This is a genomic window from Actinomycetospora sp. 2LY8.5, assembly GCF_057180585.1.
Map to the genome: position 1 here is coordinate 19298 of NZ_JBXUHE010000027.1, position 21139 is coordinate 40436.

The 21139-nt window shown below is 75.7% G+C and carries 21 protein-coding genes; 9 read left to right on the top strand and 12 right to left on the bottom strand.

Going from position 1 to position 21139, the window contains the following annotated elements:
* Positions 1-22: 22 nt before the first annotated feature.
* A complete protein-coding gene (locus tag AC2A1K_RS24015; protein ID WP_483898858.1) occupies positions 23-1129 on the top strand; it encodes a DNA glycosylase AlkZ-like family protein in 1107 nt (368 codons plus the stop codon).
* 62 nt (positions 1130-1191) lie between these two features.
* On the opposite strand, the gene AC2A1K_RS24020 is transcribed toward AC2A1K_RS24015, so the two are convergent.
* From AC2A1K_RS24020 to AC2A1K_RS24030, 3 genes are all read right to left on the bottom strand, one after another.
* Positions 1192-1938 carry an SIR2 family NAD-dependent protein deacylase gene (locus AC2A1K_RS24020; RefSeq protein ID WP_483898859.1) on the bottom strand — a complete coding sequence of 249 codons (747 nt, stop codon included), beginning with the start codon at positions 1936-1938 and terminating at the stop codon, positions 1192-1194.
* 98 nt (positions 1939-2036) lie between these two features.
* Positions 2037-2351: an antibiotic biosynthesis monooxygenase family protein gene (locus AC2A1K_RS24025; RefSeq protein WP_483898860.1), complete on the bottom strand. Its 315-nt coding sequence runs from the start codon at positions 2349-2351 to the stop codon at positions 2037-2039.
* 4 nt (positions 2352-2355) lie between these two features.
* Positions 2356-3294 (bottom strand): HhH-GPD family protein, encoded by a 939-nt coding sequence (locus tag AC2A1K_RS24030; protein ID WP_483898861.1) that lies wholly within the window; start codon positions 3292-3294, stop codon positions 2356-2358.
* Between the two features lie 111 nt (positions 3295-3405).
* On the opposite strand from AC2A1K_RS24030, the gene AC2A1K_RS24035 reads away from it, so the two are divergent.
* Positions 3406-4332, top strand: a complete 927-nt coding sequence (locus AC2A1K_RS24035; protein ID WP_483898862.1) for a hypothetical protein — start codon at positions 3406-3408, stop codon at positions 4330-4332.
* On the opposite strand, the gene radA is transcribed toward AC2A1K_RS24035, so the two are convergent.
* Positions 4316-5731 carry a DNA repair protein RadA gene (gene radA / locus AC2A1K_RS24040; RefSeq protein WP_483898863.1) on the bottom strand — a complete coding sequence of 472 codons (1416 nt, stop codon included), beginning with the start codon at positions 5729-5731 and terminating at the stop codon, positions 4316-4318. The two genes, AC2A1K_RS24035 and radA, sit on opposite strands and share 17 nt — an antisense overlap.
* 76 nt (positions 5732-5807) lie before the next feature.
* Positions 5808-6350, bottom strand: coding sequence for a copper chaperone PCu(A)C domain-containing protein (locus AC2A1K_RS24045; protein WP_483898864.1), 543 nt, complete (start codon positions 6348-6350; stop codon positions 5808-5810).
* Positions 6351-6567: 217 nt separating this feature from the next.
* Here AC2A1K_RS24045 and AC2A1K_RS24050 point away from each other — a divergent pair, with 217 nt between their 5' ends.
* The 5 genes from AC2A1K_RS24050 (at position 6568) to AC2A1K_RS24070 (ending at position 10804) form a co-directional block, all read left to right on the top strand.
* Entirely contained in the window at positions 6568-7050 is a 483-nt protein-coding gene (locus tag AC2A1K_RS24050; protein WP_116707106.1) for a CarD family transcriptional regulator, read from the top strand.
* 37 nt (positions 7051-7087) lie between these two features.
* Complete coding sequence (gene ispD / locus AC2A1K_RS24055; protein ID WP_483898865.1) at positions 7088-7780, top strand: 2-C-methyl-D-erythritol 4-phosphate cytidylyltransferase; 693 nt, start codon at positions 7088-7090, stop codon at positions 7778-7780.
* A gap of 31 nt (positions 7781-7811) precedes the next feature.
* On the top strand, positions 7812-8276 hold the full coding sequence (gene ispF / locus AC2A1K_RS24060; protein ID WP_483898866.1) for a 2-C-methyl-D-erythritol 2,4-cyclodiphosphate synthase: 465 nt from the start codon (positions 7812-7814) through the stop codon (positions 8274-8276).
* Positions 8277-8339: 63 nt separating this feature from the next.
* Complete coding sequence (locus AC2A1K_RS24065; protein ID WP_483898867.1) at positions 8340-9986, top strand: hypothetical protein; 1647 nt, start codon at positions 8340-8342, stop codon at positions 9984-9986.
* Positions 9983-10804: an ESX secretion-associated protein EspG gene (locus AC2A1K_RS24070; protein ID WP_483898868.1), complete on the top strand. Its 822-nt coding sequence runs from the start codon at positions 9983-9985 to the stop codon at positions 10802-10804. Before AC2A1K_RS24065 ends, AC2A1K_RS24070 begins: the two co-directional genes overlap by 4 nt.
* 194 nt (positions 10805-10998) lie before the next feature.
* Here the strand turns inward: AC2A1K_RS24070 and AC2A1K_RS24075 are convergent, their stop codons facing one another.
* The 3 genes from AC2A1K_RS24075 to AC2A1K_RS24085 form a co-directional block, all read right to left on the bottom strand.
* Positions 10999-11976, bottom strand: a complete 978-nt coding sequence (locus tag AC2A1K_RS24075; RefSeq protein WP_483898869.1) for a vWA domain-containing protein — start codon at positions 11974-11976, stop codon at positions 10999-11001.
* Between the two features lie 59 nt (positions 11977-12035).
* A complete protein-coding gene (locus AC2A1K_RS24080; protein WP_483898870.1) occupies positions 12036-12938 on the bottom strand; it encodes an AAA family ATPase in 903 nt (300 codons plus the stop codon).
* Between the two features lie 140 nt (positions 12939-13078).
* Positions 13079-14203: an NDMA-dependent alcohol dehydrogenase gene (locus AC2A1K_RS24085; RefSeq protein ID WP_483898871.1), complete on the bottom strand. Its 1125-nt coding sequence runs from the start codon at positions 14201-14203 to the stop codon at positions 13079-13081.
* A gap of 163 nt (positions 14204-14366) precedes the next feature.
* On the opposite strand from AC2A1K_RS24085, the gene cysS reads away from it, so the two are divergent.
* Positions 14367-15767 (top strand): cysteine--tRNA ligase, encoded by a 1401-nt coding sequence (gene cysS, locus AC2A1K_RS24090; RefSeq protein ID WP_483898872.1) that lies wholly within the window; start codon positions 14367-14369, stop codon positions 15765-15767.
* A 5-nt stretch (positions 15768-15772) separates the two neighbouring features.
* On the top strand, positions 15773-16795 hold the full coding sequence (gene rlmB, locus AC2A1K_RS24095) for a 23S rRNA (guanosine(2251)-2'-O)-methyltransferase RlmB (protein ID WP_483898873.1): 1023 nt from the start codon (positions 15773-15775) through the stop codon (positions 16793-16795).
* A gap of 24 nt (positions 16796-16819) precedes the next feature.
* On the opposite strand, the gene AC2A1K_RS24100 is transcribed toward rlmB, so the two are convergent.
* Genes AC2A1K_RS24100 through AC2A1K_RS24115 form a run of 4 tightly spaced genes read right to left on the bottom strand, consistent with a single transcriptional unit; the run spans position 16820 to position 21091 of the window.
* On the bottom strand, positions 16820-18430 hold the full coding sequence (locus AC2A1K_RS24100) for an adenylate/guanylate cyclase domain-containing protein (protein ID WP_483898874.1): 1611 nt from the start codon (positions 18428-18430) through the stop codon (positions 16820-16822).
* Positions 18431-18472: 42 nt separating this feature from the next.
* On the bottom strand, positions 18473-19324 hold the full coding sequence (locus AC2A1K_RS24105; protein ID WP_483898875.1) for a metal ABC transporter permease: 852 nt from the start codon (positions 19322-19324) through the stop codon (positions 18473-18475).
* Complete coding sequence (locus AC2A1K_RS24110) at positions 19321-20121, bottom strand: metal ABC transporter ATP-binding protein (protein ID WP_483898876.1); 801 nt, start codon at positions 20119-20121, stop codon at positions 19321-19323. The genes AC2A1K_RS24105 and AC2A1K_RS24110 overlap by 4 nt, the downstream gene beginning before the upstream one ends.
* A 10-nt stretch (positions 20122-20131) precedes the next feature.
* On the bottom strand, positions 20132-21091 hold the full coding sequence (locus AC2A1K_RS24115) for a metal ABC transporter solute-binding protein, Zn/Mn family (protein ID WP_483898877.1): 960 nt from the start codon (positions 21089-21091) through the stop codon (positions 20132-20134).
* Between the last annotated feature and the right edge of the window lie 48 nt (positions 21092-21139).

The following is a 21139-nucleotide window of genomic DNA, read 5'->3' on the forward strand; positions in this document are numbered from 1 at the left end:
CTCCGTGCGGGAAGCTGTCGGCATGGTCGAGACGCTGACCCGCGAGCAGGTCATGGCGCACCGCATCGCCGCGCAGGGGCTGCACCGGGACCGGCCCCTCGCCCCGCTGTTCTCGCTGGGGCTCCAGGACTCGGGGCCGACGGCGCGGCTGGCGCTCGCGGCACGGCGCGCCGGCGAGACGGATCCGCTCGACCTCGGGCTCGTCGACGGCTGGACCCACCGCGGCGCGCCGCACCACCACCCGCCCGCCGAGCGCAACGACATCGCCGCCGCCGCGCGACCCCTGGACGACGCCGACGCGAGCGCGCGCCTCAACTGGAGTGGACCCGAGCAGCGGCGCGTCGGGATCCCCGCCCGCGAGGCCGTCGACCGTGCCGCGGACGCGCTCGCCGAGGTCGTCACCGAGCCGATGACCAAGGGCTCGGCGAGCACCGCGGTCACGAAACTGCTGCCCGACGCCCTGCTTCGCGACTGCCGCGGCTGCGGGACGATCCACGTCAACGAGCAGCTCTTCCGCCTCTCGGCCTTCCCGGTCGGCGTCGGCCTGGATCCGACGGGGAGGACGTTGCTGCTGACGCCGCCGCCGTCGGGCTGGTCGCGCCCTGGGGAGGGTGATGCCGTGCGTGCCGCGCGCCTGGTGCTCGACTACCTGCGCGTGCTCGGTCCGGCGGGCCCCCGCGAGGTCGCCGACTTCGTCGGGACGTCGACCACGGCTTTCGCGCCGGCATGGGAGGCGGCGCTGCCGGGGCTGGCGGAGGTCTCCGTCGACGGCCACCGGGCCTGGCTGCTCGCCGACGACCTCGACGCCGCCCTCGGCGCGCCCGACCCGGACCTCGTCCGCCTCCTGCCGCCGCTCGACCCGATGCTCCAGGCTCGCGACCGCCCGCTGCTCGCGCCCGACGAGGCGCTCCGCAAGGACCTGTACAAGATCATCGGGAACCCGGGTGCGCTGCTGGCCGACGGCGAGATCGTCGGCACCTGGCGGCCCAGGGCGTCGGGGAAGAAGCTGACGCTGGACGTCGCGCCGATCGTGCCCCTGGCGCCCGACGTGCGGGCGCGCCTGGAGGAGGAAGCCGAACGCGTCGCCGCCGCCCGCGGCCTGACGCTGGCGGGGATCACGGGCGTGTAGCGGGTGGCTGCAGCGAACGCGCTGTTCGCTGCTTCTAGGCGCCCGAAGTCCCCGTTGATCACTCAGCCGAGGGCGGTGTCGATCGCCTCCAGCGTCGCCCGGGCCCCCGACGCGAGCCCGATCCCGCGCCCGTGGCGGATCTCCGGCTCGCGGACGTTGATCCGGATCAGCGCCCCGGACGCGGCGGAGGCGAGCTCGGCGTGCCGGCGGACCGTCGGCACGGCGGTGCCCGCGCCGAGCTCGACCACGACGAGCCGTTGCGCGTCGATCCCGCGCAGCCAGGCCCGGTGGGCGGACTCCTTGGCGTGGTGATGACCGGGCACCCAGGTGGCGTCGCCGAACATGAGGATGTTGGGCCGCGCCACGCGACCGCAGCGCGGGCACGACGGCAGCGGCGGCCGGGCGCGCATCGTGTCCTCGTCGATCACGACGTCGACGTCGTCGGCGGGCCAGGTGCCCTCGTGGCACGGGCCGGTGCACTGGACCATGCCGATCGCGCCGTGGCACTCGGTGACGTCGTCGTCCGCGAAGCCCGCCACCTGGAACGCCCCGTCGACGTTGGACGTGAACACCCGCGCCGGCCACCGGTCGGCCCACCGGCGCAGCACCGCGTACCCGGGGTGCGGCGCGGTCCGGCGGTAGAGCGCGAGGCGGTGGCCGTAGAAGCCCCAGGCGAGCTCGGGGTCGTCGTCGAAGTGCTCGGGGTCGGCGATCTCCTCGAAGCGCAGCCCGAGGCGCCGGTAGGGCGGGTAGGCGCGCCAGAAGCCCTCGGGGCCGCGGAAGTCGGGCAGCCCCGAGTCGACGCCCATCCCAGCGCCGGCGCAGATCAGCAGCGCCGTCGCCCCGCCGAGGCGCTCGGCGGCCTCGGCGACGGCGTCGGGGTCGGGGTCGGTGGTGTCGGGGTGGCTCAGGAGCCGGCGCCGTCGACGCGGAGCACGACCTCGAACTCCAGCAGGTCGGCCCCGGAGGAGACGGGCTGCTTGCGCTCGCCGGCGTGCGCGGCGGCCGCGGCACCCCCGTCGCGCCAGGCGGCGAAGGCCTCCTCGGACTCCCACTTCGTGTAGACGAAGTAGCGGTTCTCGCCCGCGGTGGGGCGCAGCAGCTCGTAGCCGAGGAACCCGGGCGTGTCCTTGATCGACTCGCCGCGCGCGGCGAACCGCTTCTCGAGCTCGGGACCGCTGCCCTCGGGGATGTGGATGGCGTTGATCTTCACGACGGCCATGGAGTCAGCCTACGTCGTCCGCCTCGCCGGGCAGCGCGAAGCGCCCGTCCGCGAGCTGCTCGACCAGCCCGTCGACGAGCAGCGAGTCCAGGCACTTGGCGCGCTGGCCGGGATTCGTGAGCCAGGCGGCCTCGAGCGCCTCCGCGGCGACGGGTCCCGGCGCCCTGCGCAGGACGTCGAGCAGGCGTCCGCGCACCTGGCGGTCGGTGCCCGCCCAGGTCTGGGCCTTGCGGACCGGCCCGTCCCAGGCCGGCCGCCCGCGGCGCTGCCACGCGCAGCGGTCGACGATCGGGCAGTCGGCGCACCGCGGACTGCGCGCGACGCACACGGTCGCGCCGAGCTCCATGAGCGCCGCCGACATCGTCGCCGCGTCGACCTGCTCCCGCGGCAGCAGCGCCTCGACGTCGGCGAGATCGCGGGCCGCCGCGGCCCCGGCCTCGGCGTCCCCGTGCACCGCCCGGGCGACCACCCGCCGCACGTTGGTGTCGACCACGGGCACGCGCTGTCCGTGCGCGAACGCGGCCACCGCCCGCGCGGTGTAGGTGCCGATCCCCGGCAGCGACTCGAGGGTCTCGACGTCGGCGGGGACGACGTCGCCGTGGTCGTCGGCGATGGCCTGCGCGGCCGTGTGCAGGCGCAGCGCCCGCCGCGGGTAGCCGAGCCTGCCCCACGCCCGCAGCACCTCGGCGGCCGGCGCGGCGGCCATCGCCGACGGCCGTGGCCAGCGCTCCAACCATGCCCGCCACGGCTCCTCGACCCGCGCGACCGGTGTCTGTTGCAGCATGATCTCGGAGACGAGGACGCCCCAGGCGCTCGTGTCCGGTGCTCGCCAGGGAAGGTCGCGGGCGTGCGCGCGGAACCAGGGGACGAGGACGTCGGCGAGCGTGGACTCGTCTGCGGTGGCCGTCGTCGCGGCGGACGTGGAGGACGTGGTGGTGCCCATCGACCGCCGATCCTGCCCCGGGCCCCCGCCGCCGCCACCGTCGGGTGAAACGGCCGGGCCACCGCGTGCCGAACGGTCGCGGTCTGCGAGCGCGAACCTACTTTCCGTGACGTGTGGGAGCCGGTCGGACCGCTCGCGCCGTCGGTGTACTGGCGGCGCCGGTCGCTCGCGCTCGGTGTCGTGGTCCTCGTGCTCGGCGGGTTCGTCTGGGCCGTGGTCGGCCTGACCGGCGGTGAGCCCGATGCGGCGACGGTCGAGGCGCGCGCCCGCGCGGCAGCGATGCAGGGCACGGCCTCGCCGGAGACCTCGCCGGAGACCTCGGACATCGCGACGGACGTGCCACCCGACGGCGCACCTCAGGAGGACGCCCCCGGCCCCATCGCGGCCGCGCTGCCCTCGGTGCTCCCGCCCGGCGACGCGCCGGGGCTCGCGCCACCGCCGGCTCCCGGCGACGCGCTGCTCGTGCCACCGGGCGGCGGGAGCTTCCGGGGCTTCCTGCCACCGGGGGTGCCGACCGGCTCGGCTGGTCCGCTGCTGGAGACACCGAGCACCACGCCGCCCGCACCGGGCACGACCACGGCCCCGCCGACCACGGCCCCGCCGACCACGGAGCAGCCCCCGCAGGAACGCGCGGCGCCCGCACCCGGCCCGTGTGCGGACGGCGACATCCGCGTCACGGCGCGCACCGACGCGCCGAGCTACGCGCCCGGCCGCAAGCCGGTGCTCAGCCTCGTCGTCGAGAACACGAGCGCCGCCCCCTGCGTGCGGGACCTCGACGCCGCCAAGCAGGCCGTCGCCGTGGTGAAGAAGGTCGGCGACGGGCTCTGGGGCAGCAACGACTGCTCGCCGGGCGACACCGACGACGTGCGCACGCTCGCCCCGGGCGAGCAGGCGGTGTTCTCGGTGACGTGGTCGGGTCGCACGTCGCAGCCGGGATGCGCGGGCCAGCGGACGACCGTGCCGCCCGGCTCGTACCAGCTGCTGGCCCGGCTCGACGGGATCATCAGCGACCCGGCGCCGTTCACTCTCGAGGGCTGAAGTCCTCGTTCACGCCGTTCAGGCTGGTGCGCATCAGCGCGCCCCGCAGGTCGTCGACCGGCGCCGCGGTGAGCCCCTTCGGCGTCCCGACCTCGCCCGGCGGCACGATCGCGCGGCTGATGCCGAGCCGGCCGGCCTCGGCGAGGCGGCGTTCGAGCGCGACCACCCGCCGGACCTCCCCTCCGAGGCCGACCTCCCCGATCGCGACGAGACCGGACCGGACCGCCTCGCCGTGGAAGGCGGAGGCGACGGCGACGGCCACGGCCAGGTCCGCGGCCGGCTCTCGCAGCTTCATGCCCCCGACGGTGGCGACGAAGATGTCCTTGTCGTGCAGCGGCAGCCGACACCGTTCCTGCAGGACGGCGAGGACCTTGGCCACCCGGCCGCTGTCGAGGTCGGACACCACGCGACGCGGCGGGGTGTCGCTCACGCGCCGGGCGACGAGCGCCTGGACCTCGGCCATCATCGGCCGCTTGCCCTCCATCGCCACCGTGACCGCCTGGCCCGCGACCGTGCGCTCGAGGCCGGCGGTGAACAGCCCCGAGGGGTCGGTGACCTCGGCGATGCCGCCGTCGTTCATCTCGAAGCAGCCGACCTCGTCGGTGGCGCCGAAGCGGTTCTTCAGCCCGCGCACCAGCCGCAGCGGCGAGTGGCGCTCGCCCTCGAACGACAGCACCACGTCGACGAGGTGCTCGAGCGTGCGCGGCCCCGCGACCGCCCCGTCCTTGGTGACGTGGCCGATGAGCACCACGGGCAGATCGCGCTGCTTGGCCAGGGCGACGAGCGCCGTCGTCACCGTGCGTACCTGGGAGACCCCGCCCGGCGTGCCCTCCGCGGTGGCGGTGCCGACCGTCTGCACCGAGTCGACGACGAGCAGTTCGGGGTCCACCGCCTCGACGTGCGCCGCGACCTCCTCGAGATCGCCGGTGGCGGACAGGAACAGGTGGGGCGCGAGGCCCCCGGTGCGTTCGGCGCGCAGCCGGACCTGGCCCGCCGACTCCTCACCCGTGACATACAGCACGGTGGCGCCCCCGCGCGCCCGCCGGGCGGCCACCTCGAGCAGCAGCGTGGACTTGCCCACCCCCGGCTCGCCCGCGAGCAGGACGACGACCCCGGGCACGAGGCCGCCGCCGAGCACCCGGTCGAGCTCGGCGACACCCGTCGGCCGTGCCGTCGCCGTCTCGAGGCTGACCTCGGCGATCTGGCGCACGGGGCTGGCCGGGCGAGCGGCGGGCGCCGGCGCGACACCAGGACGCCCGCTGCGCCCGGCCCCGGGCAGCTCCGGGGCCTCCTCGACGGTGCCCCACCCCCCGCAGTCGGGGCAGCGGCCGACCCACTTGGCGGCGAGGTGGCCGCAGGCGGTGCATTCGAAGCGGCTGGCGCGGGCTCGTGCTGGCACCGGCGAACCGTAGGACGAACCCCCGACAGTGCGGGGTGGGATGTCCGAAAGGGCTGGTCAGCCCGGTCGGTCGACGTCAGCCGACGGCGGGCTCGTCGGCGCTGACGATCACGGGGACCGTCACGGAGCCCGCCCGCTCGAACGTGAACGTGACCGCGTAGGTCGGGCCGGCGACCAGCGTCTGGGTGGTGTCGGTGAGGACGACTCGCATCGTGCCGCCGACACCCAGTGCCGCGTCCGCCGGTCCGACCGGGCCGGGCTCCTCGCCGACGATCCGGACGGCGTTGGCGGCCGGGATCGTCGTGGCGCCCTCCCGGCGCACGTCGAGCGCGTAGGGCGTCGAGACCGAGACCAGGCGGTCGGTGGTCGGGCCGTCGTTGACGATCGTCCCGCGCACCGCGACCTCGCCGCCCGAGGGCGCGGACCCGGTCGGCCCGGCCAGCAGGGACACGTCCTGCAGGATCATGGGTCCCACCTGCCCGTGAGCCCCGTCGGCCTGCGAGACGACGGTGTCGGTCTGGGTGACGGCCCCGGCGCTGCAACCCGCGAGGGCGAGAGCCGCGGTCAGCAGGGTCGCGGCGACGATCCCGGGTCGGGGCCCGCGCGGGCGGCGGCTCATGATCCGAGCGTCCTCTCGGGTGGGGGTCAGGGCTCCAGCGGCAGCGACACCCTAGTACCAGTGCCGCACCCCGGCCGTCCGGGCGCGCAGCGTGACCGGGGGGAGCACGGCGCACCGCGAGTTGTCAAGTCCCTGACCTGCGAAGACGGCCGGATCCCCTGCAATGCCCGTGCGTCGGACGTGTTAACCTTGTGGAGGCGAAAGGGGCTCGGGACACATGGTTTTCAAGGTCGGCGAGACCGTCGTCTACCCGCACCACGGTGCCGCTCTCATCGAGGCCATCGAAACCAGGACGATCAAGGGCGAGGAGAAGAAGTACCTCGTCCTCAAGGTTGCTCAGGGCGACCTGACCGTCCGGGTTCCCGCGGACAACGCCGAGATCGTCGGCGTCCGCGACGTGGTCGGCCAGGAGGGTCTGGACCGGGTGTTCGAGGTGTTGCGCGCGCCGCACACCGAGGAGCCGACGAACTGGTCGCGCCGGTACAAGGCGAATCTCGAGAAGCTCGCGTCGGGTGACGTGAACAAGGTGGCCGAGGTCGTCCGCGATCTCTGGCGCCGAGAGAAGGACCGCGGCCTGTCCGCGGGTGAGAAGCGGATGCTGGCGAAGGCGCGCCAGATACTGGTCAGTGAGCTCGCGCTCGCGGAGGGCACCGACGAGGTGGCCGCCGAGTCGCTGCTCGACCAGGTCCTCGCGTCCTAGGCAGCGTCCTGATCCAGTGCATGACCGCGGAGACGCGGTGACCGTCGCGGCCATCGTGCCGGCGGCAGGGCGGGGAGAACGGCTCGGCCTCGGCCGGCCCAAGGCGCTCGCGGTCGTCGGCGGGCTCGCGCTGGTCGCGCGCGCCGTCGACGGCCTCGTCGCCGGTGGAGCGGACGCCGTCGTGGTCGTCGCGCCCCCGGGTGACGAGGACGCCGTCCGCGCCGCCCTCGGCGCGCGGCGCGCCGTCGTGGTGCCCGGCGCCGACGACCGCGTCGGCTCGGTCGAGGCGGCACTCGACGCGCTGCCGGGCGACGTCGACGTGGTGCTGGTGCACGACGCCGCCCGATGCCTGTGCCCGCCCGCCGTCGTGCGGGCGGTGATCGACGCCGTGCGCGCGGGACACCGCGCCGTCGTCCCGGCGACCGCCGTCGCGGACACCCTGAAGCGGACCGGGGCGGCGGGCGTCGTGACCGCGACCGTCGACCGCAGCGGTCTCGCCGCGGTCCAGACGCCGCAGGGCTTCGACCCCGCGACGCTGCGGGCCGCGCACGACCGGGCCCGGTCACTCCGCGCCGACGGCGCCCCGGTCGTCGCCACCGATGACGCCGGGCTCGCCGAGGACCTCGGCGTCACCGTCGTGACCGTCCCGGGTGATCCGCGTGCGTTCAAGGTCACGACGCCGCTCGATCTCGCGATGGCCGAAGCGCTCGTCACGGCGGGACCGGCGTGAGCGCGGGTGCCGTCGCCCGCGGAGCTCCACCGTGCGGGTAGGGATCGGTACCGATGTCCATCCGGTGCGGGCGGGCGTGCCCTGCTGGGTCGCCGGTCTTCACTGGGAGGGCGTCGACGGCTGCGCCGGGCACTCCGACGGCGACGTCGCCGCGCACGCCCTGGGCGACGCCGTGCTCTCGGCGGCCGGGCTCGGTGATCTCGGCGCCGTCTTCGGCACCGGTCGACCCGAGTGGGCCGGGGCGTCCGGGGTCCGCCTGCTGGGCGAGGTGCGCCGGCTCGTCGGCGCGAAGGGCTGGGTGCTCGGCAACGCGGCGGTCCAGGTGATCGGGAACGCACCGAAGATCGGGACCCGGCGTGGCGAGGCGCAGGCGGCGCTGTCCGAGGCGCTCGGGGGCCCCGTGGCCGTGTCGGGCACGACCTCCGACGGGCTGGGGCTCACCGGTCGCGGAGAAGGTCTCGCCGCCGTGGCGACGGCTCTGCTGCTCCCGGGCTGACTTTCCCGAAACCGCACCCACGGCCCGCGCGGGCTCCTTACGATCCGCGCGAGGGGGTGGCCTGTGCCTGACGAGCCGTTCAGCCATCACTGGAACGCGGTGTCCCACCAGGCCATCTGGGACGCCCTGCAACCGCAGGCCGGCGAGGGCTTCGGTGGCGCGGGCGGCCGGTGGCAGGGGCTGGCGGACCGGATGATCGCGGTCACCGACTCCGTCGGTCGCGCCAACGCCACGCTGGGCGTGGCCTGGGACGGCGACGCCTCGGTCGCCGCGCAGAACAGGCTCGAGCCGCTGCGTCCCTGGGCCGACCAGGCGCGCGAGCTGGCGGCCCGGGTCAAGAACGTCAACGTCGAGCAGGGCGACCGGCTGACGACGGTGCAGAACGCCGTGTTCAACCAGGGACCGCCGACGGCCGGGTCCTGGATGGAGGCCGGCGTCGACGGCTTCCTCGACGGCACCGCGCTCCTCGCCACGGTGCCGCCGGTGGGCCCGATCAGCCCGGTGGGGATCCCGGTCGGCGACGCGGTGGCCTCGATGCTGCGCTATCAGGAGGCCGAGCAGTTCGCCCAGGACGCGATGACCAACTACCAGCAGGCGAGCGGCGGCGGCATGTCGACGCTGCCCCAGTTCGTCGGTCCGGACGGGTCCGCCGTGCAGCCCGGGCCGGGCCAGCCCGTCGGCGCGACCCAGCAGGGGTCGCTGGGCGTCGCCGGCGGCGCCGCGGGTGTGCCCGGGGGCGGTGCGGGCGGAGGTGGTGCGCCCGGCGCGGGCGGGGTGCCGGCGCCCGGGGCCGGTGGGGGTGGCGCAGGCGGCGTGGTGCCGGGTGTGGTGCCGGGTGGTGCCGTGCCGGGTGGTGCGGGTGGTGCCGTGCCGGGTGGTGCGGGTGGTGCGGGTGGTGCCGTGCCGGGTGGTGCGGGTGGTGCCGTGCCGGGTGGTGCGGGTGGCGCCGGGGCCGGTGGTGCGGGTGGTGCGGGCGGCGCCGTTCCGGGTGGCGCGGGAGTGCCCGCGGGGTCGTCGACGACGGCCGCCGGGGTGCCCTCGAGCCCGGGGGGAGCCGTCCCCGGAGCTCCCCGTGGCGCCGTTCCCGGAGCCGGCGGTGGAGCGGGTTCCGGCGGGGCGGGGGCCCCGGGTGGGGGCGGCGCGGTGGTGCCTCCGGTGGGCGCGGTCCCGGGTGCGTCCGGGCGTGTGCCGGGGGACGCGGGCGCCTCGCCCGGCGCGGCGACGGGCGCGGGGCGGGTCCCCGGGTTGCCGGGCGCCGCGGGGGACGGCACCGCCGGGCGGGCCGGCGGCGCCGGTGGTGTCGTGCCCCGGCTGCCGGGCGCCGCGGTGGGCGCCGGCGAGGGCGGCGCGACCGGGGGCCGGGCGGGCGGTCTCGGTGGTGGGGCCGGTGGTGGGCCGGGTGGTGCTGCCGGTGAGCTGGGTTCCGGCGCGCGTGCCGGCGCCGGCGGGGGCGGTGCGGCGGGCGAGCTCGGGCCCGGGGCGCGCGCGGGTGTCGGCGGCGGGGCCGCGGCGGAGACCGTCGCGGCCCGGGCGGCCGGTGGGGCGGCGGAGGGCCGCGGAGGCGCGGTCCCGATGATCCCGCCCGCCGGCATGGTCGGCGGTCAGGGCGGCGACGGTCAGCGCCGGCGCCCCGACTACCTCTCCGAGGACGATCCCGACGCCATCGCCGGCGTGCTGCCCGCGACCGCGCCGCCGGTGATCGGCGAGTGAGGGGCGTCCTGTCGATGGCGCTGGGCACGCAGTTCGCGGGCGCACGGCTCGACGTCGGCCAGTACCTCGCGCTGTGGCGCCGGCTGGGGTTGGGCGCGCGGCCGGTCGTCCTGCACGTCCTCGACCACGGTCGCACCTACGGCGAGCGCGACGCTCTCGACGCCGCCGCTTGGGGTCGGCTGGCGGCGCAGGGCCTGCTCGACCACCGCGGCGATCCGGACCCCGGGCTCGCCGACGCGCTCGGGGTGCTCGCACGGCCGGCCTGCGAGCTCGACGTCGTGGTGCGGGTCGACGGGAGCGAGCCCCGGGCGACGCTGGCGGCGGCGCGCGGGGCGCTCGGCCTCGTCGCCCGCCTCGACGGCGAGGGCCTGCTGCTCGAGACGACCGACCCGCACGACCTCGCCGGTGCACTGCTCGCCCGCCTGCCCGACGTGCGCCCGGCGCCCGGCGTGCCGATGGCCCTGCCGGCGGACGCCCTGTTCGGGCAGGGCCTGACCCTCGACGAGCGCTTGCGGCGCCTGCGCCGGGCGGGGGTGCCGTCGCATCACGTCGAACGGCTCCGGACCCTCTGGGCGCGCACGCCCGACCGGGCCATGACCTTCGGGGTCACCGCCCGCGACGCCGACGGCGCGCCCCGCCGCGGGTCGCGCACGGTCACCGTCCTCGACACCGCCGTCGGCCGGGTGGCGTGGGGCCTCGACGGGACCGGCCGCCGCGTGCTGGTCGAGCCGCTCGACCGCCCCCGACTCCGCGCGGAACTGGGCGCGCTCCTCGACGGGCACGTCCGCGACGTCGCCGCACGGCGCGGCCCGGCGTAGCACGCGAGCGCCTCGGCACGCGCTCACTCGCTCAGCGTCGGCGACCGCCCACGCCCGACCTGCCATGGAATCGAGCGCGTGGCGTTACGGACACTCAACGTCAGCGACGCCACGCCGCTGACACACCGCGATGCTTCGGTCCCCCCAGCAGTTCCCGAAGGAGCAGGCGCCCTCGACAGGCGCCGCGCCGACCGTCAGCGCAGCACCGCCCGCACCGCGGCCGGCGCGTCCGACGGCTTGTGCAGCGGCACCGAGCGCCCGCCGCCCGCGGCCGCCAGGCGCGCGCAGGAGGTGCGCGCGTCCTCGTCGTCGACGGTCACGAGCGTGTGCACGCGCGCCGTGCCCGACCCGCCCGCGATCGGCGCCGGGTCCTCGCCCTCGTTCCACGCCCCGTCGGTGAGGACCAGCACGTCGGCGTGGGGGACGCGCGCCGCCGTCGCCTGCGCCAGGGCCGCCCGCAGGCCCAGGCCCAGGTCGGTGGTCGAGCCCCCGCGCAGGTCGAGCAGGGAGTCGAGCACCGCGGACGCCGGCGCCGGGGAATGCAGGTGGCGCAGCACCACCGCGCGCGACCAGAACGCGACGACCGCGAGCTCGTCGTCACCCCGCAGACCCGTCGCCAGGGCGCCCGCCGTCGTCACCGCCGTGGTCAGCGGCTTGCCGGCCACCGACCCCGACGCGTCGACGAGCAGGATCAGCGCCCTGGCCGGCGAGCGCCAGCCCCGCCAGCGCAGGTCCTCCGCGCGGATGTGACGGTGCGCCCCGGACACGGAGCATCCAGGCGAGCACGCCGATGGAGGAGCTGGACCGTCGAGACGGCGTTCCAGCGTCGCGTCGAGGTCCAGGTCGAGGCCCTCGCCGGCGACGGTCGTGAGCCGGCTCGAGCCCCGCCGCTCGGTCTCGCCCGCCCGCGCCGGGGGTACGAGCAGCCGCACGGCCAGGCGGCGAGCGGACGCGCGCAGCGCCGGGTCGGTGGCGCGGGCGAGGTCGGCGAGCAGGTCGACCGTGCCGTCCGGGTCCTCGTCGTACGCGCCCGCCACGGCGGCCTCGTCCAGCACACCGACCGTGGGGCTGACCTGCTCGAGGTCGTCGTGGCGGCGCTGCAGGTCGGCGCGGGTCTCGGTGCGCCGGGCGTGGTCGCGCAGCAGCTGCTCGACCTCCTTGGGGTCGGACACCACGCGCGGCGGTGCCCCGGGCGAGCGCCCCGGCTCCTGCGGCGGCGACTGACCGGGGCTCAGGCTTTTCCCGGGTCACCGCCCTCGGCACCGTCGGACTCCTCGACCGGCGCGCTCGCCGCCCACAGCTCGGCGACGACCTCCTCGACCGTGCGCGTCGAGCCCTCGAGCAGCTGCACGCGCCCGGACAGCGCGGCCAGCGCGGCGTCGGTGCCGGTGGACTCCGCGGCCGGGGCGAGCCGGCCCGCGAGCGCCACCGCCCGCAGCTCGGCGAGGGACTCGGCGACGGCGACGAGGTCGAGCGCCCCGCGCACCGAGGACCCGAGGCGCAGGTCGGGGTGCTCGCGGGTGGAGCGGGTGGCGCGCACCGCCCGCTCGACGAACGCCGTGTCGGCGACTTCGTGGTCGCGGCGCACGATCGCGGTCTCCTCGTCGGCGCTCTGGTGCGCGAAGCCGACCCGGCACGAGCGGTCGTAGAGTGCCGGGGTGATCCGCCCGGTGCCGACGGCGTCGGACGGGTTCATCGCCGCGACCAGCCGGAAGCTCGGCGCCGCGTCGACGATCCCGAGCCGCGGGACGTGCAGGCGGCGCTCGGAGAGCACGCCGAGCAGCACGTTCAGCGTCTCCTCGGGGACGCGGTTGAGCTCCTCGACGTAGAGCAGGGCACCCGAGGTCAGCGCGCGCACCAGCGGGCCGGGCACGAAGTTCTCGGGCCGGTAGTCCTCGGTGAGCACGCGGGAGGGGTCGTGGTGCCCGACGAGGCGCGCCGGGGACAACTCGGCGTTGCCCTCGACGAGCTCGAGGCCGACCCCGGCGCCGTCGGCGAGCGCGCGTAGCAGGGTCGTCTTGCCGGTGCCGGGCGGGCCCTCGAGCAGGACACTGCGCCCGGCGGCGAGCGCCGCGGCGATGACCTCGGACTCGCGCACGCGGCCGACGACCCGGGCGTGGGAAGCGTCGATCATGGACCGGACCGGGAGCGGCCCGGCGGACGGCAGACGGGGGGCGGCCCCGGCATCCTGCCGCACGGAGCGCAGCGGAGCTGCGCCGTCGGGCTCAGGGGATACCGGGGCCGCGGAACCGTTGGTCACGGGTGTCGGTTACCTCAGTCGAAGATCAGGACGCCGCGGATGTTCTTGCCCGCGTGCATGTCCTCGTAGCCCTGGGCGACCTCGTCGATCTTGTACTGCTTGGTGACGAGCTCGTCGAGCTTGACCTTGCCGTGGTTGTAGAGGTCGAGCATCTTCGGGATGTCGGCCTTCGGGTTCGACGACCCGAACAGCGAGCCCTTGAGCTTCTTCTCGAACAGGGTCAGCTCGCCGATCGGGATCGGCACGCCGACCTCGGTGATGTCGCCGAGGCCGGTGACGACGACGGTGCCCTGCTTGCGGATCGAGGCGAAGGCGTCGCCGACGTGCTCGGGCTTGGTGATGCCGATCGTGACGATCGAGACGTCCGCGCCCTGGCCGTTCGTGTAACCCTTGGCGATCTCGGTGGCCTCCTCGATCGACTCGACGGCCTCGGTGGCGCCGAGCTCGAGGGCCTTCTCGCGCTTGAACGCGACCGGGTCGACGGCGATGACGTTGGCGGCGCCGGCGTGCGCGGCACCCTGGACGGCGTTGGCGCCGATGCCGCCGATGCCCTGGATGATCACGGTGTCGCCGGGGGAGACCTCGCCGGTGTTCACGGCGGTGCCCCAGCCGGTGCCGACCGAGCAGCCGAGCAGGCAGGCGACCTCGAGCTTGGTGTCCTGCGCGACCTTGATCGCCGAGTCGACCGCGACGGTCGTGTACTCGGAGAAGGTCGAGATGCCGCACATCTGGCCGACGTTGGTGCCGTCGGAGAGGTGCAGGCGGGTGGAGTCCTCGGTCCAGCGGGTGCCGGCGAGCAGGCCCGCGCCGAGGTCGCAGAGGTTCGAGTGGCCGGTGGCGCACCAGCGGCAGTGCCCGCAGGCGGGGAGGAACGAGAAGAGGACCTTGTCGCCGACCTCGAAGCCCGTGGTGTTCGGGCCGACCGACTCGACGATGCCGCCGCCCTCGTGGCCGCCCGCGAAGGGGTAGGTGCCGACGGGGATGTCGCCGGTGGCGATGTGGTCGTCGGAGTGGCAGAGGCCCGAGGCGACCATCTTCACCCGGATCTCGTCCTGACGCGGGTCGTCGACCTCGACCGTCGCCGTCTCGTACTTGCCCGGGGCCTGGCGGACGAGAGACGTCCGGCACGTGATGGACAACGCTGACCACTCCTTGCGTAGCGAAACCGCCGAATGACGAGGGCGACTCTATGTCTCCCATCACACCTTGGGAAGAGGCGTACCGAACGATCGATCGGTCGGGCTGCTCGCGTAGGCTGATGGGCCGACAGCGACGGATCCGCCGTTCCGTAGGATCCGGACGGTGAGCCTGCACCTGTACGACACCGCACGACGCGCACTGCGGGAGTTCCGCCCGCAGCACGCCGGCACGGCGTCGATGTACGTGTGTGGGGCCACCGTGCAGGGCGTTCCCCACGTCGGCCACGTCCGGTCGGGTCTCGACTTCGACGTGCTGCGCCGCTGGCTCGCGCACAGCGGCTACGACGTGCTGCTCGTCCGCAACGTCACCGACATCGACGACAAGATCCTCACCAAGGCCGAGGCCGCGGGCCGGCTCTGGTGGGAGTGGGCCGCCACCCACGAACGGGCGTTCTCCGCGGCCTACGACGCGCTCGGCTGCCTGCCCCCGTCGGCGGAGCCGCGCGCGACCGGCCACGTCACCGAGATGGTCGACCTGATCGCGCGCCTGATCGACCGCGGGCACGCGTACGCGGCCGACGGCGACGTCTACTTCGCGGTCGGCACGTGGCCCTCGTACGGCGAGCTCTCCGGGCAGCGCCCCGACGAGATGGAGCAGGGCGAGGGCAGCGACCCGCGCGGGAAGCGCGACCCCCGCGACTTCACGCTGTGGAAGGCGGCCAAGCCCGGCGAGCCGGACTGGCCGACCCCGTGGGGCCGCGGGCGCCCGGGCTGGCATCTGGAGTGCTCGGCGATGGCGACCCGCTACCTCGGGCCGCGCTTCGACATCCACGGCGGCGGGCTCGACCTCGTCTTCCCGCACCACGAGAACGAGCTCGCCCAGTCGCGGGCCGCGGGCGACGGGTTCGCCGAGTACTGGCTGCACAACGCCTGGGTGACGATGTCGGGCGCGAAGATGTCGAAGTCGCTGGGCAACACGCTGACGATCCCGGCGGTGCTCGAGCGGGTGCGTCCGGTCGAGCTGCGCTACTACCTCATCGCGCCGCACTACCGCTCGACGCTGGAGTACTCGGAGGAGGCGCTCGCGGAGGGCGCGGCGGCGTACCACCGGATCGAGACGTTCGTGCACCGCGTGCACGACCGGGTCGGGGCGGTCGAGGTCGGCCGGATCAGCGACGCCTTCGCCGCCGCGCTGGACGACGACGTCGCGACCCCCGCGGCGCTCGCCGAGGTGCACGAGACGGTGCGCCGCGGTAACGCCGCCCTCGACGCGGGTCACCGCGACGAGGCCCTCACACTCGCGGGTGCGGTGCGCGCGATGACCGGCGTGCTCGGCCTCGACCCGGTCGTCTGGGCGGAGACCTCGGGCGCCGGCGGAGCAGGCGACGCCGCGCGGCAGGCCCTCGGCTCGCTGGTCGACTCGCTGCTCGAGCAGCGCACGCGCGCCCGCGCCGATCGCGACTTCGCCCGCGCCGACGCGCTGCGCGACGAGCTGACCGCGGCCGGCGTCGTCGTCGAGGACACCGCGGACGGTCCCACCTGGACGCTCAAGGACGGTGCGTAGCCCTCATGGCCGGCAATTCCCGCCGCCCCGGAGCCCGCCGCAACCCGGGTTCCAAGAAGGGCCCCACGAAGGGCTCGGGCGGCAAGGGGCGCAAGAGCCTCGAGGGCAAGGGGCCGACCCCGCCCGCCGAGAAGCGCCCGAACCACAAGGCGTACCGCTCCGGCGGGGCGTCGCCCTCGGCACCGCGGAAGCCTGCCGCGGAGGACCGGGGCTCGCCGCGTCGCGCCCCGGGCCGTCGCGAGGATCCCGACGGCCCGCAGACCGTGCTCGGCCGCAACCCGGTCGTCGAGAGCCTACGGGCCCACAGCCCTGCGACCGCGCTGTACGTCGCCCAGAACATCGAGGTCGACGACCGCGTCCGCGAGGCGATCAAGATGGCGTCCGAGCGGGGCGTCTCGGTGCTCGAGGTGCCGCGCGGCGACGTCGACAAGATGGCCGACGGCGCCGTGCACCAGGGGCTCGCGCTCGCCGTGCCGGCGTTCGAGTACAGCCACCCCGACGACCTGCTCGAGGAGGCCCGCCAGCGGGCCCACCTCGACAAGGTCGAGCCGCTGCTCGTCGCCCTCGACGGCGTCACCGACCCCCGCAACCTCGGCGCGGTGCTGCGCTCGGCCGCCGCGTTCGGCGCGCACGGGGTGCTGCTGCCGTCGCGGCGCTCGGTCGGCGTGACGCCGGTGGCGTGGCGGACCTCGGCGGGCGCCGCCGCGCGCATCCCGGTCGGGCGCGCGACCAACCTCAACCGCACCCTGTCGGCCTGGCTCGACGAGGGCCTGGTGGCCGTCGGGCTGGACGGTGACGCGAGCGCCGACATCGACCACCTCGACGACGTCGCCGGTCCCGACGCCGCGCGCGGACCGCTGGTGATCGTCGTGGGCTCCGAGGGCAAGGGCCTGTCCCGCCTCGTGCGCGAGACCTGCACGGGCGTCGTGTCGATCCCGATGGCGGGCGAGGTGGAGTCGCTGAACGCCTCGGTCGCCGCGGGCGTGGCGCTCGCCGAGGTCGCGAGGCGCCGGCGCGCCGAGGGATAGCAGCGAACGTGGCGTTCGCTGCTTCTATGCGCGCAAACTCCCCGCTCGCTCCTGCTCCTCGGGGGCCGTGGACCCCGACGCCTCGTCCGCGCACGCCCCCGCGTGTTCGCGCGGCACGGCCAGTTCGGTCTCGGCGTCCCGGCCCCGCAGCGCGCGCGAGTCGATCACGACCCAGCGCTGGGCCTCGCTGCCCGCGCGTTCCAGCGCCGCGCCGGAGGCGACGACGCAGCCGTCGATCTCCTTGGCCGCCTCGGTGAGCCGCGCAGCCTCGTTCACGGGGTCGCCGATCACCGTGTACTCGTAGCGGCGGGTGTCGCCGATGTTGCCCGCGACCGCCTCGCCCGCGGAGACGCCGATGCCCGCCGAGATGCCGTCGAGCTCGGTCGCGATGCGCCGGGCCAGCTCGCGCCCGGCGCGCAGGGCGCACGCGGCGGCGTCCGCGCGCTCGATCGGCGCGCCGAAGACCGCGAGCGCCGCGTCACCCTCGAACTTGTTGATCCAGCCCTCGTTCTGTTCGACGACGTCGATCACGACGGCGAAGAACGCGTTGAGGGCCTCGACGACCTCGTGCGGCGGGCGGGTCGCCGCGAGCCGCGTGGAGCCGACGAGGTCGACGAACAGCACGGCGACCTCGCGGACCTCGCCGCCGAGCTCGACGTCGTTCTCGAGCGCGGTCCGGGCGACGTCCTCGCCCACGTGCCGGCCGAACAGGTCGCGGACCCGCTCGCGCTCGCGCAGGCCCGCGACCATCGTGTTGAAGCCGGCCTGCAGCACACCCAGCTCGGTGGTGTCGAAGACGGGCACCTCGGCGTCGTAGTCGCCCTCCTCGACCCGGCGCTGCGCCTTACGCACGGCCAGCACGGGCGCGGCCGTGGACATCGCCGTCAGCACCGTGACCAGGAACCCCACGACCAGCGCGACCCCGCCGAGCACGAGCACGACGATCGCCAGCCGGTCGGTGCTGTAGCCGCCGAACGCCAGCGCCGACGCCGCGGCGAGCAGGACGCCGACCAGCGGCACCGCCGTCCCCAGCCACCACGAGCCGACCGACCGCAGCACCACCCCGGGCAACGGGCGGCCCTGCGGCGGGCGGTCGTCGAGCACGCGCGCGACCTCGCGGCGCAGGACCCGCTCGACGAGGCGATAGGTCACGGCGACCGTCGCGACCCCGCCGAGCGCGACCGTCACACCGACCGAGAGCCCCAGCCGCGGGCTGGTGAACACGTTGATCAGCACGAACAGGACGAGCGCCGCGGCCCAGAGGACGCCCTGCACCGTCGCCAGCCGCAGCGGCCCGCGCAGCACCACGCGCCGCACGCGCTTGCGGTGCCGGCGCACGGTGGCGTCGTCGGCACCGGACCCGGGCGCCGGCGGCACCCGCACGCGGAAGTGGCCCCAGATCGCCCCGACGACGATCGCCGCGACCAGGTAGGCGCCGAACGCGACGAGGTTGCGCCACAGCGCGGCGGGGTCGAACGCGACGAGCTCGCCGAGCGGCAGCACCCAGGCGGCCACGACCAGCACGACGCCGGCCCCGACGACGTTCGGGGTGACGACGACCAGGCCGAGCGCGACCCGCGTGACCAGCCGGAGGCCGTGGTCCTCGGGGCCCGCGCCGCGAAGGGCTCCGGACATGGGGCGAACTGTATCGTCGCCCGCCGACCCGCCGGCGGCAGCTCAGCGGGCGGCGGCGACCGCGGTCCGGGCGACGCGCCGCCGGGTCCGCAGCGAGCCGAGCCCCCGGCAGACCAGGTAGATCACGAACGCGATCGACGCGACGAACGGGCTGATCGGCAGCCCGGCGTCGAGCGACGCCACGATCCCGCCGATCACCGCGACCTCGGCGAAGGCCACCGCGAGCACCGACGCGAGCGTCGGCGAGGCCGTCACCTGCGCCGCGGCCGCGGCCGGCGTGATGAGCAGACAGAGCACCAGCAGCGCGCCGACGATCTGGACGCCGAGAGCGACGGTGACGCCGAGCAGCACCGCGAAGAGGATCGACAGCACGCGCACCGGCACGCCCCGCGCGGCCGCCATGTCGGGGTCGAGGCTCGCGAACAGCAGCGGCCGGCGCACGACCGCGAACACGACCAGCACGACGACGCCGACGACCGCCAGCGTGAGCACGTCACCGACGTCGACGCCGACGATCTGGCCCACGAGCAGGCCGAACTTGTTGGCCGAGCGCCCAGTGTAGAGCGACTGGAACAGCACCCCGAGACCGAGTCCGAACGAGAGGAGCACGCCGATCACCGCATCGCGCTCGCGCTGGGCCCGCCCGAGCGCCCCGAACAGCAGCGCGACGAGCACGGCGCCGACGAGCGCGCCCCAACCGACGGCGTCGGTGCCGAACACCAGCAGCGCCCCGGCGCCGCCCGCGAACGCGAGCTCGGCGGTGCCGTGCACCGAGAACGCCATCCCGCGCCCGACCACGATCGGGCCGAGCAGGCCCGCGAGCACGGCCAGCACGACACCCGCGATCAGGGCGTTGCGGACGAAGTCGAGCGAGAGCAGGTCGAGAGTGCTCACCGCGGCCCGCCCCCGGTGTGCACGAGGCGGTCCTCGGCGCCGACGACGACGATCCGGTCACGGACCCGGACGACGTCGACGTCGGTGCGGTAGAGCTCCGAAAGCGTCTCCGAGGTCATCACCTCGTCCGGGGTCCCGATCCGGAACCGCCCGTCGACGAGGTAGAGCACCCGGTCGGTGTAGGGCAGGACCGGGTTGAGCTCGTGGGTCACGAACACGATCGCCGTGCCGTGGTCGCGGCGCCGGCGCTCGAGGAGCTCGACGACGGTGCGCTGGCGGGCGAGGTCGAGCGAGTGCAGCGGCTCGTCGGCGAGCAGCAGGGACGGGTCGCCGACGAGGGACTGGGCGATCCGGAGGCGCTGCTGCTCGCCGCCGGAGAGCGCGCCGACCGGGGCGTCGGCGAGCTCCAGCGCGTCGACCTGCAGCAGCGCCTCGTGGACGCGGCGCGTGCGCTCGGCGCGGCCGCCGAACGGCAGGCCGAAGCGGTGCCCGTCGAGACCCAGTCCGACGAGGTCGCGGCCCCGCAGCGGCGTCAGCTCCTCCACGCTGCCGTGTTGCGGGACGTACCCGACGTCGGCGCTGCCCCGCCGCGGCGGGCTCCCGGCGACCTCGCAGATCCCCGCGGCCAGCGGGAGCAGCCCGAGCAGGACCGTGAGCAGCGTCGTCTTGCCCGAACCGTTGGGCCCGAGCACGGTGACGAACTCGCCGGGCGCGACGTCGAGGTCGAGACCCGTCCAGAGCGTGCGGCCGCCGCGGCGGACCTCGGCTCCGGACAGGCGGATGGACGGACTGCTCACGATCGGTACCTCACGCAGGGGCCCCCAGGGCACGGGCGAGCTCGGCACGGGTCGCGTCGAGCCAGGTCAGGTAGTCCTGCCCGGCGGGCAGTGTCTCGGTCACGTTCACCACCGGCACGCCGGCCCCCGTGGCGGCGTCACGCAGCTGAGTGGTGATCGGGGTCTCGGTCTGCGGGTTGAACACCAGGGCGTTGACACCGCGGCTCGCGACCAGCTGGTTCGCCTCGGCGAGGGTGGCGGCGGCCGGGTCGGTCTCGTTCTCGATCGCCTCGCTGAACGCGGGAGGGGTGGCGTCGGCGACGCCCGCGGTGGTCAGCAGGTACTGCGCGATCGGCTCGGTCGCGAGGACCCGTGCGCCCGGGCGGGCCTGCCCGATCTGCGCGAGGCGGGCCGCCTGGTCGTCGACGCGCGCGTTGAACGCGGTGGCCCGCTCGCGCAGCGCCCCGGCCTGGGCGGGCTCGACGGCGGCGAGACGCTCGGCGACCTGGTCGACGACGCCCTCGACCGCGGCCGGGTCGAACCAGACGTGCTCGTTCTCCTGGGCCTGGTCGCCGCGCAGGGCGAAGGCCTCGATCGAGCGCTCGCGCACGGCCGGGTCGCCGTCGATGACCTGCTCGACCCAGTCGTCGTAGTGGCCGCCGTTGAACACGACGAGGTCGGCGCTGGTCAGCGCCGCGGCGTCGGCCGGGGTGCTCTCGTAGGAATGCGGGTCGGCGGTGGGGTCCTGGATGATCGACCGGACCTCGACGCCGGGGCCGGCGACGGCGCTCGCGACCGATCCCCAGACGTTCGTGGTGGCCACGACCGTCAGCGTGCGCCCCGGCGCGGGCGCCGGCGACTCCGGGGCGGGCGCCGGGGCCGGCGCCGGGGCAGGCGCCGGGGCCGGTGTGCCGCCGGACCCGCCGCAGGCGACCAGGACCAGCAGCGCCCCGAGCAGAGTGGCCACCAGTGGCGCGGAACGGATGGGCACGGAGCGCCTCCTCGGGTGAGGTCCAGCCGCACACGATCGTGTCCGGCG